Here is an 18,483-nt window from a genome sequence, read left to right as displayed (position 1 = left end):
CAAGATGATGAGTATATGGAACGACATCTTGTACGGTTGGTACACGTATTTTTAAGCCACAATTAGTGGATAAAAACGAAAGAAGCCGCTATGAAAGAAATATTAAAAACATTAGTTGAAACGATGACGCTTCCTGAAGACAGTTATCTTGAGCAGGACTCAGAGATTCTTGATATTTTTATTGAAGAGTTAGATGAGATTTTTGTCGAATTAGAACCATTATTAGTTCAATGGATCGAACATCCTGATCAAAAAGATGTAATTACAGATATTCGCCGCCACTTTCATACATTGAAAGGTTCTGGTCGAATGGTCGGTGCGAAATCGTCAGGCGAATTGGCATGGACTGTTGAAGATACTCTGAATCGCATAATTGCAGGTACCATTTCACTGGATCAGAATATTCAGCAATATGTACAAACGGTATTTAATGTCTATAGATTTAAACTCGTCCAAGATTTTAAATCAGTTCAAGCTCATCATATTAATTTAAAACCATTAGTGTTATTGGGGCAGCAACTACAAAAAGAACAAAACCTTGAGCCTGCTTTAGCCGAATTGCTACAACTGTCAGTTACTTTAGATAAAGAAGATGTCATGACAGGTTTGGAAGTAAGTGCTGACGATAGTTTGGAAGAAGCAAAAGCTGTTTCTAATGAAGAAAATCTTGTTGAAGACCAAACTGAAGAAGATGGTTTAATAAAAGAAACTTTAGCAATCTTCTTAGAAGAGTCGGAAGATCATTTAGCAACGATTGATCAATTTTTGTTAAAAGATCGTCCAACAAATGATAATTACAATACCTTGATTCGAGCTTTACATACCTTGCGTGGTAGTTCAGCTATGGCACATGTAGATCAGGTATTTGATGCAAGTTCAAAAGTTGAGAACTTATTCAAAACGCTCTTACAAGAAGAATTAGATTCAAGTTCGGATGAAACTGCATTACTCATCCATTATGCTCAGTTTGTGCGTGATTATTTACACACACTTAAACAAGAAGGTCCAAAGCAAAAGTTTGATGAAATTTTTGATACCTTCAATGTTGCTTGGGATAGTTATGATTTTCAATTAGAAGACAAACAAGGCGATACCGTACGTCCTCAAGGTCTTGTTTCTCAATTATTAGAGCTTGATATCAATGATCTACTTGATGTGGAGTTTGATTTTGAAAAGCGTGCCCGCAGTGAATTTCCTCAGTATATTCAAACACTAAGCAAGCAAACAGAGCTTTTATTACAACATACTCATCACCATGCCACAATTGGGATGTACCAATATACGAGTTTGTTGCGTTCAAGTTATCAAGATATTCTATTCAAACCGAGTTTATTAAATCTTGATTATGCTTTTGAGTTATATCAGCAAGTTCATCAACACTTTATTCAGTTATTTGATACGTTGGCAGCAGGACAACGGGTGACGTTGACTAAAGTTCATGAGCGTATTCTCAATGAACTGAGTTCATTTACTCAGCAGAATGTTGAAAGTGTTGCATCAAGTGATGAATTACCTGCCGAGATTGTTGAAGTCACTCAAGATCAGCCTGACACGTCAGATATTAGTGAACATACAACGGTAAATGATCTCTCAACGCAGTTTGCGCTTGATAAGCAAATGATTGACTCTAATGAGTCCAATCGAGATTTTGACCCTGATCTTTTAGATATCTTCCTTGAAGAGGCTGATGAGTTACTCGCTGGTATCGATGCAGATTTAACGACATGGTCATCTGATCAACAAAATCTAAATGCTCTAAAGAATTTGATGCGTTATTTACACACCTTAAAAGGTGGGTCAAATATGATTCAAGCAAGGCATATTGGGTTGATTGCACATGAGCTGGAAACTATTTATGAGAAGTTAATCAATCAACAGATACAGGCTTCCTCTGCTTTAGTTAATTTAATTCGTGCTGTACAGGATGATATTGCTGATCGTATTCAAACTATTAAAGATCATCAAGTTGATTATCCTTCAACTCATGTTTTGGGTTTGTTAAAAGGCGTAGGTGCATCGGATTCGTCACAAGTATCTGAAGTTTCACACGAGCAAAAAGCTGAGCAAGAATTAATACTTGATGTGCAAGACCAAGAGCTAAGCTTAAATAACAGTGAAATCATTATTGAAAGTGACGAGGTTGAAGCCCTTTCATCTGATGACAATAGTCAAACGACCATCAGTAATACAGTAGATGTAACAGATTTTGCTCAACAACTGGCTTTAGACAAACAACTACTACAATCTAGTGATTCAAATCGTAATTTTGATCCAGACTTACTTGATATCTTCTTAGATGAGGCGGACGAGTTACTTGCTGGTATTGATTCAGATTTAAGTCTTTGGACTGCTGATCATACCAATTTAGCTGCATTAAAAAATCTTATGCGTTATTTGCACACCTTAAAAGGTGGATCAAATATGATTCAAGCAACGCATATGGGACTAATCGCACATGAGCTAGAAACAATTTACGAAAAGCTCATTAATCAGCAACTTCACGCATCTTCTGAGCTGATCGCATTAATAAGATTGGTACAAGATGACATTGCTGATCGTGTTCAAACAATTCGTGATCAACAAATCGATTATCCATCAGTACATGTCGTAAATCTTCTACAGCAGCAACATCAAGGTTCTGTTTTAGAATCAGTTTCTTCCACACTTGTGCAGTCTGTTGAAGTTGTTGATAGCCAACCGCAAGATCACTATGATGCGACTACTTCTTTGGTGACTGAGACATCTAGTCCAACCATTGAAATTGACGGTGAAGTTGCAGCTACGATTGAGCAGAATGCTCTCGAAACATCTCAAAATGCCGATGAGGAAGTACGTTCACTTGTCGAAGAAACTTTCCTTGAAGAAGCAGAAGAATTACTAGAACAAGCTCAAAGTTTATTAAAACAATGGTTTGAACAACGTGGTAATCGTAGCTTGTTATTGCAGTTGCAGCGTAATGCCCACAGTTTAAAGGGTGGAGCACGCATGGCTCAACTCGAAGCAGTTGGTGTTATTGCTTATCATTTGGAAAATACCTTTGAGCAGTTTGGTTTACATCATTTCAACTCTAATGTTTATGATAATTTACTCAATACAGCATTAACGTGGTTACATGACGCTATTTTCAAACGTCAATACGCCAATTTTGATGGTTTAAAACATAGTTTAGAAAATATCGAATTCGTTGATGTTTCTGCACAGCTTCCACAAAAAATCTCTGCTAAAGATGTATTTACTCCTGAATATACGATGGAGTTTGTGCAAGGTGATGGTACTGAGCCACCATCAATGTTTGGTGAGTGGGAAAGTTCTGAGCGTATCGAACAGAACAATGAAATGATCCGTGTTTCTGCTGATGTCATTGAAAAAATGATTGATTTATCAGGCGAGAATGCGATCAACCGTTCGCGTATTGAGATGGACTTGGGACAGTTAGGTGGAACTCTAACTGAGATGGAGCTAGCGATTAAGCGTTTGGCTGATCAGTTGCGTCGAATGGAAGGTGAGTTAGAAAGTCAAATTATTGCTCGTCATGGCGGTGAAAATTCACGTTATGAGGATTTCGATCCATTAGAGATGGACCAATATTCTTCACTCAATCAATTATCGAAATCTTTAGCTGAATCGGCATCTGACTTAGTCGATTTCAAAACAACTTTATCTGAAAAGATCCGTGATACTGAAGGTCTGTTATTACAGCAGTCTCGTATTCAAGCGGAAATTCAGGAAAGCTTGATGAGAACTCGTCTAGTACCTTTCTCAAGATTGCTACCACGATTACAGCGTATTGTTCGTCAAACAGCATCCACATTGAATCGTCCAACAGAATTGGTGGTGAATAATACTGAGGGTGAACTTGATCGTAGTATTCTCGAAAGATTGATTGCGCCTTTCGAACATATGTTACGTAATGCGATTGACCATGGTATTGAAGATCGTGAGCAACGTTTGCAAGCCAATAAACCAGAAACAGGTCATATTGTATTAAATATCGGTCGTCAAGGGACTGATGTTGTTGTGACATTCAGTGATGATGGTAAAGGTATTGATGTTAGCCGTATCAAGCAGAAAGCTATTCAAACGGGTTTGATGACCAAAGATCAAAAGCTTGAACAAGAAGAAATCTTACAATTTATTTTCCACCCAGGATTTAGTACGGCTGCACAGGTTACGCAGATTTCAGGTCGTGGTGTAGGTCTTGACGTTGTACAAAGTGATATCAAAGCATTAGGTGGTCACGTCAGTGTAGACTCAACGCTTGGTAAGGGAACAACTTTCACAATTCGTGTCCCAACAACTGTGGCGGTTAGTGATGCGTTAATGGTGAAAGCGGGTGATCAGCAATTTGCATTCCCTCTTGCACAAATTGATCGTATCGTGCGTATTTCTCCTGCAGCTTTAGAACAATATTTCGAAGGTCAGGATGATTACTTCACAATTGATCAAGAGAAATATCGCTTACGTTATTTATCTGAGTTTGTAGCAGGTCAACCAATTCCACGCTTAAGTGGAATGGTGCATTCTCTGCCTGTACTTTTGGTTAAAGGTGCGCAAGGTCAAACCACGGCTTTACTGGTTGATCAATTGATCGGTTCTCGTGGCCAAATTGTTGTGAAACCTATTGGACAACAGTTCTCGAGTATTGGTGTGATTGCAGGAGCGACGATTCTAGGTGATGGACAAGTCTGTTTGATTCTAGATGGGCAAACTATTGCTCGTCAGGCGCAGTCAACTCATCGCAGTAAACAAGCTGATGATACCTATACCAAACAGCGTTATGATGAACGTCGCTTGATTATGATTGTCGATGACTCTGTCACGGTACGAAAAGTCACATCACGTCTATTAGAACGTCATGGTTATGATGTTGTGACAGCGAAAGACGGTGTTGATGCGATTGAACAACTTGAAACAATCAAACCTGATTTAATGTTGTTAGATATTGAAATGCCGCGAATGGATGGTTTCGAAGTGACGAATCTTGTTCGACATCATGAGTTGCACCGAGATTTACCTATTATTATGATTACCTCACGTACTGGTGAGAAACATCGTGAACGAGCATTGTCATTGGGTGTAAGTCAATACATGGGTAAACCGTTCCAAGAGGAAACACTTTTGGAAAATATCGAAAGTTTACTTACGGTTCGCTGAGAGGTAGAAACGAATGGCAAAAAAAAATGCGAACACTGCTGGATTGGGACAAATTAACCAACAAGAATTACAGCATTTAATTACAGTATCTACTGGTTTTATTGATGCCTATATTATTGATTGTTTTGATAATGTTCCAATGTTATTACCACAAAATATTGTGCTTTCAGCAATGGATACTGAAACCAATGTGGATTTCATTGAGTGGCATGATCTAAAGCTACCTGTCTTTGCTGTTAATGATCCAAAGTTAGAAGAAGCTGTTGCTTTGGTCATTGAGGGTGATGATGTTTCAGAACGCTTTGCTTTGGTATGCAACGAAATGCCAGAATCTATTCGTTTACGTATCTCAGAAATGGTAGATGAAGAACGTGATATTAATGATAGTACGGTCTTCAAGTATGTAAAAATGGGAGAGAAGCAATTTTACGTACCTAATTTACAGCATATTCAAACCAAGCTAGGTTTATAAAATAAAAAAGGAACTCAAAATAGAGTTCCTTTTTTAATGCACAGGATTAAGTTAATAAATTTTCTAAAATCTGCTCATAAATATCAGTTAATGGATCAAGCTCATCTACGTTGACATGTTCGTTAATCTGGTGAATGGTTGCATTTAAAACCCCTAGTTCTAGTACTTGCGCGCCAGTTGGTGCGATAAAACGACCATCTGAAGTACCGCCACTCGTTGAAAGTTCGGTTTCAATGCCTGTTACATTTTTAATGGCTGTTTTTGCTGCATTCACCAACTCACCAACAGGTGTAAGGAATGGTAAACCAGACAAGGTCCATTGAATGTCGTAGGTTAATTGGTGTTTATCTAAAGTTTCGATAACACGTTGTTTTAATATTTCAGCTGTAACTTCAGTCGAATAACGGAAGTTAAAAGTCACTTTCAAAGTCCCTGGTACGACATTGGTTGCGCCAGTTCCTGCATGAATATTTGAGATTTGGAAAGAGGTTGCAGGGAAATATTCATTACCATTGTCCCAAACTGTTTCACATAACTCATTAATTGCTTTAGAGGCGAGGTGAATTGGATTCTGTGCAAGATGAGGATAAGCCACATGTCCTTGCTTGCCGTGGATGGTTAAAACTGCATTTAAAGATCCACGACGACCATTTTTTACAATGTCACCCAATTGATGAGTACTCGAAGGTTCTCCAACAAGACACCACGTCATTTTCTCATTGCGCGCTTCTAAGGTTTCAACAACTTTGACAGTACCATTGATTGATGGGCCTTCTTCATCAGAGGTAATTAAGAACGCAATAGAACCTTTATGATTTGGATGTTTTGCTACGAAACGCTCAGAAGCAACAACCATTGCTGCCAAAGCTGTTTTCATATCAGCTGAACCACGACCATATAACTTGCCATCTCGGATGCTTGGCAGAAATGGATCTGAGTTCCATGCATCTAAATGACCTGTTGGGACTACATCTGTGTGCCCAGCAAAACAAAAAACAGGTTGTTCTGTACCCCGACGTGCCCAAAGATTATCAACGTCTTCAAAGCGCATATTTTCAATTTTAAAACCTGCTTTCTCTAATCGATCAGCCATGATTTTTTGACAATCATGATCGACTGGAGTGACAGAAGGTTGACGAAGAAGTTGTAAACTGAGTTCTAAAGTATCGGAATGCTGGTTCATGCGAGATGTAGCTAAATCTGGTGAATTCTGAACCGATATAATAGGGGAATCTGATTAAGAAAGGTATGTAAAAATAAACCTTATCTGAGATGAGATAAGGTTTTATGAACTTACTGGATCAAGATTACATTTTTTCTTGAGTTTTTTCAGCAGTCTGAGTAACTTTGTCACCTGCTTTAGATACGTCCTGACCAAAACCTTTAAATGTATTACAACCAGTTAAAACAAAAGCAGTCATGATCGAAACAACTAAGATTTTTTTCATCATCTTCTCCGTTTAAATGTAATTATGATGTTCTTAGAGGCTAAAAAAAATACTATAAAATGAACATGATGGTTTGTTTGTAGAACTGTTATGAAATGTTACTTTATAAAAGTTAAACAACTTAAGTTTGCTTGAACAATGATGTCCTAAACATATAAAACTGAGGTTCACTATTGGGATCGTGATAGAGCCCATCTGTCCACCATTTAGTTGAGGTAGAACTTACTTCACGATTTGGGCACAACCATTCATGCCGTTGTAAGCGATGATATTGAGCGATTGGAATATGTGTTCCCCATTTTCCTATTCTGCGACGATTATTTATCCATGTGGGGAGGGGGCGTTGACCGTTGCAAACAGTCGGTAAATACAATTGACCTTTTAAAACACAAAATTTTCTTTGAATTTTATAATCATTTATTTCAGAAAACTGAAATTGTCGTTCAGTGAAATGTTGTAATTTCCTGTTCAATGTATCTTGTCGGTTGAGCCCGTACCAATGTTTTAATTCTAGATCCATTTCACCTAGATAATACTTTAATGCCACTTCCCAATGTTCAATTTCATTACTTCGCTGATTTAAAATTAAAAAATCGAGCTCTCCAATTGTTACTGCGCCGTTGATGATTTGTATGCTATGACCAAGTAATTGATAATGATGAAAATCCTGATCTAAAAGCCAAAACCACAGTAAATTTTCGAAACGCAACCCAAGTCGTGTGCTTTTTAAGCGAGCTATAAATTCGATCAAAGGGCTTGGATCATCATCTAACTGAAATAAACGTGCTTCGTAGGATTGGTAAAGCTCTTGCCAATGATGGTCATCGTGTAGCTCAAAATTGTTTTTTATTACTAATTCATGTGGCTTTTGTGAAAGGATATTCGGGCTCGAGATGCAAAATGCGAGCTGCCTGACGATTGGAGTTTTAAATTGTATCCAAGGTTCAAAAAACAGCGGCGTAGAATCGGCTTCAGACATCATTTAATCCAATCATAGAAATAAGCCAGCCAAGTTTAAGAAAGCAGCTTAAAAACACTTTATACTAGCACGCTTGTGTTGACGTATTGGTTAATAGCGCAATGAAAACTTTATTTTGGCGAAGTCTGGTCGTAATTTTCATTACGCTCGGTATTATTGGTGCAATTTTGCCAGGTATGCCAACAACGGTTTTCTTGATACTTGCTGCTTGGGCTGCATCAAAAGGATGGCCACAAATGGATGCTTGGTTACTCAATCATCCCAAATATGGAGCTACTTTACGCAACTGGCGTGAATGTGGCACTGTGCCACGCAAAGCAAAATGGATTGCATCAATTATGATGCTAATCAGTGGAGTTTTGATGTTATTTACCAATGCACCAATCTTAGTCAAAGTATTCACTGATGTGACGATGTTGATCGTTGCAATTTGGCTGTGGTCACGCCCTGAGCCTGATTCAAAAAATGATTAAGTAAATCTGAGAGATGGCTTTAATGCTGCGTTGATTTACGCTTAAATTTAACAAACCAAATGCTACAATGAGAATAATCATCATTTTTTAGTCATTTTAAACGCCGATAGATCCAAGTTTTTAAAAAATCAAAACTACAGAAATCAGCTATGATTTGTGTTGAAATAATTTAGCGTTATTTAATCTTGAGATAAAAATGTCGTATACCATCGAACAAGCTGATATTTTGATCGATCTAGCACAACAAACCTTATATTTGCCCAAACATAATAAGTTCTATGTGATTTCATCTGGCAAGAATGGCATTGGTGAACAAGAAAATAGTGGTAAAACACCACGAGGCTGGCATCGTGTTGCTCAGAAAATCGGTCAGAAAGCAGCAAAGAATTCAGTCTTCATCGCTCGTCAACCTACGGGTGAAATTTATAATCAGCAATTAGCGGAACAGTTTCCAGAACGGGATTGGATTTTATCTCGTATTCTTTGGCTAGATGGCTTAGAAGTTGGTTTTAATAAAGGTGAGGGCTGCGACACGTTCAATCGATATATCTATATTCATGGAACACCTGAAAGCCAACCAATGGGTATTCCAATGTCGCATGGCTGTATTCGTATGCAGAATGATGAGATTCTTGAATTGTTTGAACTGGTTCCTGAACATGCACTGGTCTACATTTCTGAATCGCCTTTAGAAATTTAGCTGTTAGAAATCGAATAAGTGTTTAAATAAAATACTGAAATATTAGATTTTATCGTGAATTACCTATTTTTTAATCATTCACACTGTTTTTTTAGAAAAGATGAGGAAAAGCGTTTGACAGGCTGTAAAGATTCTCTATAATGCACCTCACAAACGATGAAGACGTTAAGGGCGCTTAGCTCAGTTGGTAGAGCGTCTGCCTTACAAGCAGAATGTCGGCGGTTCGATCCCGTCAGCGCCCACCAAGCCTTTACGTTAAAACTCAAGTGCAGCGGTAGTTCAGTTGGTTAGAATATCGGCCTGTCACGCCGAGGGTCGCGGGTTCGAGCCCCGTCCGCTGCGCCACTTAAGTTTTAATAATCGTTTCTGAAATTGCAAGATCATAGTGCAGCGGTAGTTCAGTTGGTTAGAATATCGGCCTGTCACGCCGAGGGTCGCGGGTTCGAGCCCCGTCCGCTGCGCCACTTTAGGATTGCAAATTCAGTTGGAGTTAAGTAAATTAGACGTTTACTTAAACAAAGCCAAGCTTTGTTACCTCGCTCAGGGCGCTTAGCTCAGTTGGTAGAGCGTCTGCCTTACAAGCAGAATGTCGGCGGTTCGATCCCGTCAGCGCCCACCATAATTTGTGACATTAACTATCAAATAGATAGTTACCCAGTGCAGCGGTAGTTCAGTTGGTTAGAATATCGGCCTGTCACGCCGAGGGTCGCGGGTTCGAGCCCCGTCCGCTGCGCCATTTTCTTGATACCTTATTCAAGAAAATAAATGTTTTAACAAGTATCTTTATACTTGATCTCTGATACGAGATGCCATTAGGGAAATCAAAGATTTTTCTCTTGCGCTCAGACAAAGCCAAGCTTTGTTACCTCGCTCAGGGCGCTTAGCTCAGTTGGTAGAGCGTCTGCCTTACAAGCAGAATGTCGGCGGTTCGATCCCGTCAGCGCCCACCATAACTTCCATACAATATCTTGCTATCTTGATTGTGATTTTAAGTCATTTCTTTTATCATTAGCCGCAATAATGATTCTAAAATTGAAGTGATTTATGAGAAATCCTTATCAACGCAAGGCTGCGTCGAAATCTCAAACTAATTCTAATCTTTCTCCAAAAGATACTTATCGTCAGTTCATTGAACAAATTGTTATGCAGCGTCAAGTGATTGCTTTGTATCATGATGGGTGGGCGTTGTGTGCAACACCTTCTGGGCAACATGCTTTATCAATCTGGCAAAGTAAAGGATTGGCAAAATTATTAATTAAAGATAATTGGGCAAACTATCATCTACAGGAAGTTCCATTATTGTCTTTTATTGAAAAGATGATTCCCTTTTTAAAGGAAAATAATACGATCCTTTCTTTAGATCTGACACCTGAAGGTAATAATTTATTAGTGCCACCGGATACATTATTGTTAGATATTAAGAACTTTCTTTATCAAGTCTATTTACAGCGCCCTGATGTATTTGCTGAGTTAAAATTGCCCCTGCCACGTGATATCCGTTTGCATAATTAAATCAAAAAAAGATTGGGGCAGAGCCCCCCAATCAATATTCATTTAATATCCATCCGCTTGCATAAGCGAAATACTCTCTTAACCATGCATTATATCGAGTGCTTAAAGGCGTAGTTGATCCAAGTAAAATGGTTTGGCTATAACCTTGTTTTTTTGCAATCGCTTGCGCACGTAAGGTATGAAAGTCACTGGTTACGATTGCAATGGGTTGTTGCAGAGTAATGTGATGCGCTGATAGCAAAGGCTGACTATTCTTGAGGTTAAGTTCAGTGCTGGTGCTTTTGTCTTCGAGTAAAATCTGAGTGGCAGGGATTTGATGTTTTTGCTGCAAATAGCGTGACATAACAATTGCTTCGCTATCTTTCTCGCCAAAATCAATTCCACCAGAGACAATCACTTTTGCATCTGGTTGCGCTTTTGCCAAAGGTGCTGCACGATCAAGACGTTTTGCAAGTGTTGCTGATGGTTGACCATTTTCGATGCCCGTTCCTAAAACAATAATTGCTTTAACAGGTCGAATAGATTGCGGTTTCTGATTGTTATCTGTCAGATAATTAAAGAAATATCCTAGACTAATGATCCAAATCCAAAAACACGCCCATGCAAAGCGCCAAATAGAATGCATACGGAAGTGATAAAAGAAAAACCGTTCAAAATGATAATAGAAATAAGCGTAAATACAGAAAAATAGTCCAATTAAAAAGGGTAAAACTGTACCGATGTGAACCTTTTTAAGCGCAATTAGAATAGCTCCATCTAGGAATAAAATAGAACCGACTATAGCTAAAATGATACGAATCCATGAGCTTGCTTGCATAATCTTTTTCGTAAGCGATATAAAACGTGCTAAGTGTATGCAAAATTCATCGAAAGGCAAACGCTTCTATTGATGAATAAAAAATGGGTGAATATCACCCATTTTTATCTATATTCAATAAAGCTTAGTAAACATCTCGACGATAACGACCTGATAATCGTAATTCATCCAATTTTTCCTCTCCTAGAATATCGATCAATGCAGCTTCAACACCTGTTGCCATACCTTCAATGCTTCCACAAATGTATATGACAGCATCCTTAGCGATCCATGCTAAAAGCTCCTCAGCATTGTTGCGAAGAATATCTTGTACATAAATACGTTGAGCTTGATCTCTAGAGAATGCTAAGTCTAGACGTTTTAGAGTTCCCATGTTTTTCCATGCTTCGATGGTATCTTTATAGAAATAGTCACATTCACGTTGACGCTCACCAAAAATTAACCAATTTTCAGTGTAATTTTGACGATTACGTTGTTGCAACAGGCTCATCAAACCTGCGATACCTGTGCCATTACCGATACAAATGATTGGGCGATTATCATCAATCAGATGGAATGATTCATTCGTACGAATTCGTAAAGCTAGTTTATCTTTGATTTGGATATGTTCTGTTAACCATCCCGAGCCTAATCCAAGTTCACCTTGTGGGTCACGCTGTTGACGAACGACAAGTCTGAGAATTTGCTGCGGAGGAATACTAGCGATAGAGTATTCTCGAGTGGGTAGGGTAGGAAGCTGCTCGACAAGTTCATCTAGATGATTGAATGCCTGAACATCTACGCGTAAATTTTTATTCCGTAATGCCTGATCAATTTTCTGATTCAATGATTCGATTTTGGATTCAGCTGAGATTTGGTACTTTTCTAAAAAGCGTTGAATCTCTGTAGGAGTATTTTCTGGTTGAATTTCTGCAATATCACCAGGATGCCAAGTCATATCATGAGGAGCGGTGAATTCAATATTGTAAGCAGGTTGCCCAAGACTATTTGGATTGAGGAGTGTACGAGAACTTAATGTCCAATGATCAAATACTTTTTCAATGTTCATTGCATGTAGTTCTGTGTGCGTAATCTCTGATAAAGCCTGATTCCAGCGTTGGATATCATTAGGATTGACGTTATCGACTTCAATTAAGTCAAATAAAGCTGATGCCTTCGATGCTAATAACCATTGGTTTATTGCATGCCCAAAACTACAGAAACTTTCAGGATATTCTTTAGAACCCAATGCAAGCACTGCAAACTGCATTGAACTTAAATCTAGTGATTGCTTCATCATCTTTTTGCTGAAGCTAGTTGCTAAGTCAGGTGCCTCACCAGTTCCATAGGTACTCACCACAAATAAGACAAGCTCAGCTTGCTGAAGCTCACTCTCAGTCAACTGTTGAAGAGGTTTAACAATTGTTGCTTGCTGTGCTTCTTGTAAGCTTGTTGCTGTACGCCATGCGAGTTGCTCAGCCACACCTGTTTGACTTGCGTATGTGATGAGCCATGGTTTTGTATTTGGGTCAATAACTTGAGAACCGATCGTATTTCGTACCGCGAGTGTGAGTTTTTTTTGTTTGCGACGTTTTAAATAAAGCATCCAACCTGTGACGAAAAATAAAGGCATTGTTAAAGATGCCAGCATTGCTAAAAATTGATAAGTGTCACCAAAAAAGCTTCCACGATGTACAGGGAGCATACTGCTCATAATCTTTTCATTTAGCTTCTTATCTTCGTAAAGCTCAAATTTCTCAAAAGTGTTGGATTGATAATTATAAATAGCTTGGTTACGAGCACGTTCATGTTGGGGGATAGCATCAACAAAGGATAGCTCAAGCTTTGCATCGTTCTTTTTCGGAATATTAAATGTTAATGATGAATATTCACGTCCAATTTGGGCATTCACGCCTGTCCACGATTGCGACAATATGTTGGTCACTTGCTCAGGTTTAAGTTTTTCTTTTTCAGGTTTTTTTCTATCTTGGTTTGGTTCGTTGCGTTTAGGTTGTTCAACTCCCATGACTTTGAACATACCAGCACGCCACCAGTCATATGACCAATACAAACCAGTGCATGCAAATAAGAGATAAAAGACGACAAGCCAAGTTCCAACTACAGCATGTAAATCCCAAATAAAATTGCGACCCTTAAGTTTAGGCTTAATAAAGAACCATTGTTTAAAAGAATGTTTTTTAGGGAAGCGAAGATAAAGTCCACTCAGCACAAAAAAGATAAGCATCAAGGTTGATGCACCTGTAATTTGTGCGCCAAACTCGCCTGCAGTTAAGTTCCGATGCAATCGTTGGATAAATTGTAATACCTCACGGAACCACATTACTATTAATCTCAATATCGGGTTGTTTTTTATTGAAGTGTTGAAATATCTGGGCTGGGGTTAACTTTGGAGTAGAAGCAGCTTCAACAACATAGCTCTCTTTATTGATGAATTCTAAGATTTGCTGATCATATGAATAAATTGCTCCAGTTATGCCCATCAATGAAAGGATTAAACCTGCAGTGATCCCTAAGAACCAATGAATTTGGAAGAAGACTTTTTTAAGCATGGTCAAAAAATGTAAATAAAGTGGAGTTCATGTAAAAAATTATAACTCAAGATTAAGAATATAATATGGATTTTGTAGGTAATATTGATTTTGATTCTCATTTAAATTTTTACATTAAAAAAAACCTCTCATTTTGAGAGGCTTTTTTTGAATATTTTTAATTATAGCGTTTTCGGAGCGCCTACAGTTTCATTCAAATGTTTACGAACAGTATTGAATGAAAAGTTTTTTGAATCCATGCGTTTAGGAAGGATATATGCACCTTGTTGTTCATCACCTTTTGGTGTTTTTACTTTAAAGTTCACCAAAATGAAGTCAGGTGAGCTATACCACTCATAAATATCTTTCCAACCGATTGTTGCAGTACCTTCTTGAACGCCCATTTTTTGGCGCATGACGATACCGTGTGGTTGAACACCAAGACGAAGACCTTTAATTTCCTGAACTGGGAATTCATTCATTTTACGTTTCACATACCACTCAAGACCGAATCGTTTAATCAGGTAGAAGAGGGCAACGAACACGATAACAACCCAACAAAATACAGTTGAGTAAGTAGAGTAGTAGTTAATCAGTCCAGCGGTCACTAAAGAAAGCACCACAAGCGAAATCATAATGATCCACGCTTTGCGACTAAATTTATTAGTACTACGCCAAATCATAAGTTGAGCTTGACGTTGTTCAGCTTCGGAAACTTCGTAGGGAACAGGTTGTAGCGTATAAGCGTATAGCGTTTTGGCGGTCATAGTATAAAAAATGAGTGTAGAACTAGGTTAAGTTTAGCATTAATTAGCAGTCAAAGATATTATGCCAATGGTGGATAAATCAAAGAGATGCAAACTCAGTGCCATCCTGATTTGGCTCATGACTCAAGCTTTGTTTAAGCATGCTTAAGCGAGTCAAAATACCAAACATGAGTGATAATTGTTGCAAAATAATCAAGGACTTTGGATCACCTTCATCATGAGTACTGAGTCGTTGACGTATGGTTTGTAACATGTTTTGCGCGGATAAATCTGGAACCTCATCACGCAATAATGTGCCTTTAATATCGTCTAGGGCTTGATCAAGTAAAGCCAATACTTCTTGATCATGGATTTGTGCTCGATGTGCACCTAAGGCTGCGATATAGCTCAAAAAGGTATGACTCAAACACAAGAACTCGAATGCCAGTGACTTTTGTGTTGGGTCAATATTTGGCTCAGTTGCTAATGTGGAAATTAAAGAAGCAACTTCTGCATCGGTATTGTGCGCTGCGCGACGAACTACACGATAATTGAGCGCATTATTTTTACCTTCGTGGTATTGCTGAACTACTTCCGAAAGATAATTACATTGGGCTTCTATAGAACGCTGGATGGTACGTGGCAGCCGGCGAAATTTCCAATCGGGCCAAATAAAACTCACGCCAAACCATGCGAGGGCACATCCGATAAGTGTATCGATAAATCTTGGAAAGCCAGCAGCAAATGCAGAACCATCAAGATTAAAGTTGATCAGTGCCAAGATAGTGATGAATGCAGTTGCTTGAGCATATTGCTTACTTCTTAGTTCGAAAAATAGCACACCGCTTAAAACAAGCATCACCAATTGCCCTTCAAGTGAAGGAATAAAATAGATAATCGCCAATCCAACAATAATGCCGATTAATGTACCCACTATACGCAAATATAAGCGGCGTTTTGTGGCGTTGAAGTTTGGCTGACATACGAACAGTGCAGTGAGTAAAATCCAGTATCCATATGCAATATGGGTAACTTGAATAAAAATATAGCCAATAAATAAAACGATAGATAAACGGACTGCGTGTCGGAATAAAACAGACTCGGGTGTGAGATGCTGTTTGACTCGAACAAAAATATCATTCCAACCTTTGAGATCATCATCTTTAAGTTGGTGTTCAGTCTGTTGAGCGTTGATCAGTTGCAAATCGCGTTCTGTTTCTAAATTTTGCAGTTGGGCATCGATCGATTTTAAATTTTGATAGAGTGCAAATAAGGCATTTACACGTACTTGATCATAAATATTATCTTCACGTAATTTTTCTAATGACAGTCTAAGATTTTCAAAACTATGTTGAAATCTTTTGTTGTGCGTATAACGTGTGCGATTCAAGATACATTGCGCTAAGTCCTGACATGCTTTGCCTTGAATGGTAAGAATACGTTGGAAACGAAATAAAATATCACTGTGTTGAAACAGTTTAGCGAGTTTTTGATAATCAATATGAGCGGAATCAGCACGCTCGTGAATATCTTGAGCTACAAAATAATACTGTAAGCTGCGTCGCGTATCTTTTTGACCTCGGTCTCCTTTGAGACGAGTGACTAGTGCTACACGTAAATTATTGAATAATGTAATTAATTTTCCATTTTCTAGTGCTAAATCAATCATGCTTTGTTGGTAGCTTGATGCGGTCATATCGACATCAAACAGATTTGATTTAGCATATAAAAAACTACCTAAAGCATTATAAGATGCTGATAGTTGATCTTGTAACTGACGGACTGGAAATAATAAGAAGCTGATAGTTGAAATCAGACCATACCATGCTGCTCCGATCACAAGTAATGCAGGTTGCAAATACCAGTCTTCAAATAGATGAACACCAAGCATGGTATATACCGAAACCACCAAGCATCCATAAGCAATCGTTGCGTAACGTCGCCCTAACGAACCTAACAGAATCCAGCCAATACAAGAGGCGATCAAACCAAAAGCAAATGCGAAAGGGTAGGGAAATAATAATTGAACGGATGCTGCGGTAATAAAAAAACCGATGTAGGTGTAGATTAAGTTCATGATCCGCACAGAAAAGCGATCATCAATATCACTGATACCTGCAGCGACTACACCTAAAGTTAATGGAATCGTAGCCAGTTGAAAATCTAATAAATAAGGAACAAAAGCTGTACCTACAAAAGCGATCAACATCCTCACGTTATACATAAACGTGGTGTTATAAGTTAATTGTTTTAAACGTCCAAACCAAGGATTCAAGCGCTGTCCTTTTCGTATCGTGTCATGGAATTATTGTATGGGAACTGACATCTCAAAAGTGCTAGTCAGCCTGTATTATTATGCACAAAATAGCATGAGAGTGTTAAGCTTAGATCAGGAATAAACTTGAAAAGTGAAGTATTATGAAGGTCGAGCAGTCTAATTCACGTCAATATTCAACAACTTGGATTATGTTGCTTGCACTCCTTACCGCTTTAGGTCCTTTATCAATTGATATGTATTTACCCGCTTTGCCTCAAATGGCAGAGGAGTTTGGGGTAAGCACGCAAATGGTCGCAAATACTTTGCCTGCCTATTTTTTAGGGCTTGCGATTGGTCAACTTATCTATGGTCCAGTGAGCGATCGGATTGGTCGAAAAAAACCTTTGTATTTTGGTTTAACCCTTTATGTGATTGCCAGTCTGGCTTGTGTATTTGCAAGTAATGAATGGGCATTAATCATTGCACGTATTTTTCAAGCGCTTGGGGGCTGTGTCGGTGTCGTTATTGCGCGCGCTGCGATTCGTGATCGGCTGGATGTTCAAGGTTCAGCTCAAGCATTTTCAAGTATGATGATTGTCATGGGGCTAGCACCTATTTTAGCACCTATGTTTGGCGCTTGGATTCTGAACTTTTTCCCTTGGGAAATGATTTTTGCTGCATTGGCTATTATTGGTGTGATCTGTTGGTTATGTGTCCATTTCTTTTTTAAAGAATCTTTGCCAATTGAGCGTCGTCTCAAGCTTTCCACTTATCAAGTCACAACGCTTTATGCCGCAATTCTAAAAGATGCGAGCTTTAGAGTCCCCATGTTTGCAGGCTGTCTGACAGGTGCAGCTTTGTTTTGTTACATCAGTTCTGCATCAGCGGTCTTTATGGGGCAATATGGATTATCTCAACAGCAATTCTCCTATGCATTCGCTTTTAATGCTGCTGGAATTATGTTGATGTCTTCTTTGAATAAGCATCTCAATACACGAATGGATATTTATCCCCGTCTTCGTTTAGGCGGTTCGATTCAGTTCCTTGGTGCTGTATGTGTTGTGTTTGCAGGATCAATGCATAACGCTCCGTTGTGGATATTGATGTCTGGTTTATTTTTTGTAGTGTCCGGAATCGGGTTGACTGGTCCAAATGCAATGGCTTTGGCAATGTCTAAACAAGGTGCTCGAGCTGGAACTGCGAGTGCGATTATGGGAAGTATGCAGTTTGCATGTGGTTTATTAGGTGGTGTTATTCTGAACTTTTTGATTTGGAAAGCATCATTGAATATGGGGCTCATGATGTTGATGTTTACTTCAGCAGGACTGGTCGCTATCTTTAAGGTTGGAAGACAACAGAACAGTATCTCTATGTAGAGATACTGTGGCCATTAAAGT

The 18,483-nt window shown here is 38.6% G+C and carries 12 protein-coding genes, 6 tRNA genes and 1 pseudogene; 12 read left to right on the top strand and 7 right to left on the bottom strand.

What is annotated here, in order from left to right; translation table 11 throughout:
* Nucleotides 1–90: 90 nt before the first annotated feature.
* Together Q9Q86_RS09315 and Q9Q86_RS09310 are read left to right on the top strand one after the other, a co-directional pair.
* On the top strand, nucleotides 91–5,154 hold the full coding sequence (locus tag Q9Q86_RS09315; protein WP_112986174.1) for an Hpt domain-containing protein: 5,064 nt from the start codon (nucleotides 91–93) through the stop codon (nucleotides 5,152–5,154).
* Between the two features lie 13 nt (nucleotides 5,155–5,167).
* A complete protein-coding gene (locus Q9Q86_RS09310; protein ID WP_112986173.1) occupies nucleotides 5,168–5,626 on the top strand; it encodes a hypothetical protein in 459 nt (152 codons plus the stop codon).
* A gap of 46 nt (nucleotides 5,627–5,672) precedes the next feature.
* On the opposite strand, the gene dapE is transcribed toward Q9Q86_RS09310, so the two are convergent.
* From dapE to Q9Q86_RS09295, 3 genes are all read right to left on the bottom strand, one after another.
* Entirely contained in the window at nucleotides 5,673–6,809 is a 1,137-nt protein-coding gene (gene dapE, locus Q9Q86_RS09305) for a succinyl-diaminopimelate desuccinylase (protein WP_112986172.1), read from the bottom strand.
* 124 nt (nucleotides 6,810–6,933) lie between these two features.
* Nucleotides 6,934–7,077 carry an entericidin A/B family lipoprotein gene (locus tag Q9Q86_RS09300; RefSeq protein ID WP_171293769.1) on the bottom strand — a complete coding sequence of 48 codons (144 nt, stop codon included), beginning with the start codon at nucleotides 7,075–7,077 and terminating at the stop codon, nucleotides 6,934–6,936.
* Nucleotides 7,078–7,195: 118 nt separating this feature from the next.
* Nucleotides 7,196–8,053, bottom strand: a complete 858-nt coding sequence (locus Q9Q86_RS09295) for a DUF1853 family protein (protein WP_112986170.1) — start codon at nucleotides 8,051–8,053, stop codon at nucleotides 7,196–7,198.
* Between the two features lie 101 nt (nucleotides 8,054–8,154).
* Here Q9Q86_RS09295 and Q9Q86_RS09290 point away from each other — a divergent pair, with 101 nt between their 5' ends.
* The 9 genes from Q9Q86_RS09290 (at nucleotide 8,155) to Q9Q86_RS09250 (ending at nucleotide 10,738) form a co-directional block, all read left to right on the top strand.
* Nucleotides 8,155–8,526, top strand: a complete 372-nt coding sequence (locus Q9Q86_RS09290) for a YbaN family protein (RefSeq protein WP_042893785.1) — start codon at nucleotides 8,155–8,157, stop codon at nucleotides 8,524–8,526.
* A gap of 196 nt (nucleotides 8,527–8,722) precedes the next feature.
* The gene (elsL, locus tag Q9Q86_RS09285) at nucleotides 8,723–9,226 is read left to right on the top strand and encodes a cell wall-recycling L,D-carboxypeptidase ElsL (RefSeq protein ID WP_004963873.1); all 504 of its coding nucleotides are present in this window, start codon (nucleotides 8,723–8,725) and stop codon (nucleotides 9,224–9,226) included.
* A 169-nt stretch (nucleotides 9,227–9,395) separates the two neighbouring features.
* A tRNA-Val gene (locus tag Q9Q86_RS09280) sits at nucleotides 9,396–9,471 on the top strand.
* 23 nt (nucleotides 9,472–9,494) lie between these two features.
* Nucleotides 9,495–9,571: transfer RNA gene (locus Q9Q86_RS09275), tRNA-Asp, on the top strand.
* Nucleotides 9,572–9,613: 42 nt separating this feature from the next.
* A tRNA-Asp gene (locus tag Q9Q86_RS09270) sits at nucleotides 9,614–9,690 on the top strand.
* A gap of 79 nt (nucleotides 9,691–9,769) precedes the next feature.
* Nucleotides 9,770–9,845: transfer RNA gene (locus Q9Q86_RS09265), tRNA-Val, on the top strand.
* A gap of 40 nt (nucleotides 9,846–9,885) precedes the next feature.
* Nucleotides 9,886–9,962: transfer RNA gene (locus Q9Q86_RS09260), tRNA-Asp, on the top strand.
* A gap of 138 nt (nucleotides 9,963–10,100) precedes the next feature.
* Nucleotides 10,101–10,176 (top strand) — tRNA-Val (locus Q9Q86_RS09255).
* A 94-nt stretch (nucleotides 10,177–10,270) separates the two neighbouring features.
* A complete protein-coding gene (locus Q9Q86_RS09250; RefSeq protein WP_112987283.1) occupies nucleotides 10,271–10,738 on the top strand; it encodes a DUF2750 domain-containing protein in 468 nt (155 codons plus the stop codon).
* A gap of 31 nt (nucleotides 10,739–10,769) precedes the next feature.
* Here the strand turns inward: Q9Q86_RS09250 and Q9Q86_RS09245 are convergent, their stop codons facing one another.
* From Q9Q86_RS09245 to yccS, 4 genes and pseudogenes are all read right to left on the bottom strand, one after another.
* On the bottom strand, nucleotides 10,770–11,555 hold the full coding sequence (locus tag Q9Q86_RS09245; RefSeq protein ID WP_112987284.1) for a YdcF family protein: 786 nt from the start codon (nucleotides 11,553–11,555) through the stop codon (nucleotides 10,770–10,772).
* A 124-nt stretch (nucleotides 11,556–11,679) separates the two neighbouring features.
* Nucleotides 11,680–14,104: pseudogene (locus Q9Q86_RS09240) on the bottom strand (PepSY domain-containing protein).
* A 161-nt stretch (nucleotides 14,105–14,265) separates the two neighbouring features.
* Complete coding sequence (locus tag Q9Q86_RS09235) at nucleotides 14,266–14,850, bottom strand: YcxB family protein (protein WP_004908704.1); 585 nt, start codon at nucleotides 14,848–14,850, stop codon at nucleotides 14,266–14,268.
* Between the two features lie 79 nt (nucleotides 14,851–14,929).
* Nucleotides 14,930–17,104: a YccS family putative transporter gene (yccS, locus tag Q9Q86_RS09230; RefSeq protein ID WP_112987285.1), complete on the bottom strand. Its 2,175-nt coding sequence runs from the start codon at nucleotides 17,102–17,104 to the stop codon at nucleotides 14,930–14,932.
* Nucleotides 17,105–17,247: 143 nt separating this feature from the next.
* Between yccS and Q9Q86_RS09225 the strand changes: the two genes are divergently transcribed.
* A complete protein-coding gene (locus Q9Q86_RS09225; RefSeq protein ID WP_039047127.1) occupies nucleotides 17,248–18,462 on the top strand; it encodes a multidrug effflux MFS transporter in 1,215 nt (404 codons plus the stop codon).
* Nucleotides 18,463–18,483: the final 21 nt, after the last annotated feature.

Source organism: Acinetobacter sp. A22 (assembly GCF_030913345.1).
GTDB classification, from domain to species: Bacteria; Pseudomonadota; Gammaproteobacteria; order Pseudomonadales; family Moraxellaceae; genus Acinetobacter; species Acinetobacter junii.
Note: the sequence above shows the minus strand (reverse complement) of the source record. Positions and strands in the feature narration are given on the sequence as shown.

Excerpts from the sequence above, each read along its gene's own strand:
- Q9Q86_RS09315 (WP_112986174.1), top strand. The coding sequence starts at position 91 with ATGAAAGAAATATTAAAAACATTAGTTGAAACGATGACGCTTCCTGAA.
- Q9Q86_RS09310 (WP_112986173.1), top strand. The coding sequence starts at position 5,168 with ATGGCAAAAAAAAATGCGAACACTGCTGGATTGGGACAAATTAACCAA.
- dapE (WP_112986172.1), bottom strand. The coding sequence starts at position 6,809 with ATGAACCAGCATTCCGATACTTTAGAACTCAGTTTACAACTTCTTCGT.
- Q9Q86_RS09300 (WP_171293769.1), bottom strand. The coding sequence starts at position 7,077 with ATGATGAAAAAAATCTTAGTTGTTTCGATCATGACTGCTTTTGTTTTA.
- Q9Q86_RS09295 (WP_112986170.1), bottom strand. The coding sequence starts at position 8,053 with ATGTCTGAAGCCGATTCTACGCCGCTGTTTTTTGAACCTTGGATACAA.
- Q9Q86_RS09290 (WP_042893785.1), top strand. The coding sequence starts at position 8,155 with ATGAAAACTTTATTTTGGCGAAGTCTGGTCGTAATTTTCATTACGCTC.
- elsL (WP_004963873.1), top strand. The coding sequence starts at position 8,723 with ATGTCGTATACCATCGAACAAGCTGATATTTTGATCGATCTAGCACAA.
- Q9Q86_RS09250 (WP_112987283.1), top strand. The coding sequence starts at position 10,271 with ATGAGAAATCCTTATCAACGCAAGGCTGCGTCGAAATCTCAAACTAAT.
- Q9Q86_RS09245 (WP_112987284.1), bottom strand. The coding sequence starts at position 11,555 with ATGCAAGCAAGCTCATGGATTCGTATCATTTTAGCTATAGTCGGTTCT.
- Q9Q86_RS09235 (WP_004908704.1), bottom strand. The coding sequence starts at position 14,850 with ATGACCGCCAAAACGCTATACGCTTATACGCTACAACCTGTTCCCTAC.
- Q9Q86_RS09225 (WP_039047127.1), top strand. The coding sequence starts at position 17,248 with ATGAAGGTCGAGCAGTCTAATTCACGTCAATATTCAACAACTTGGATT.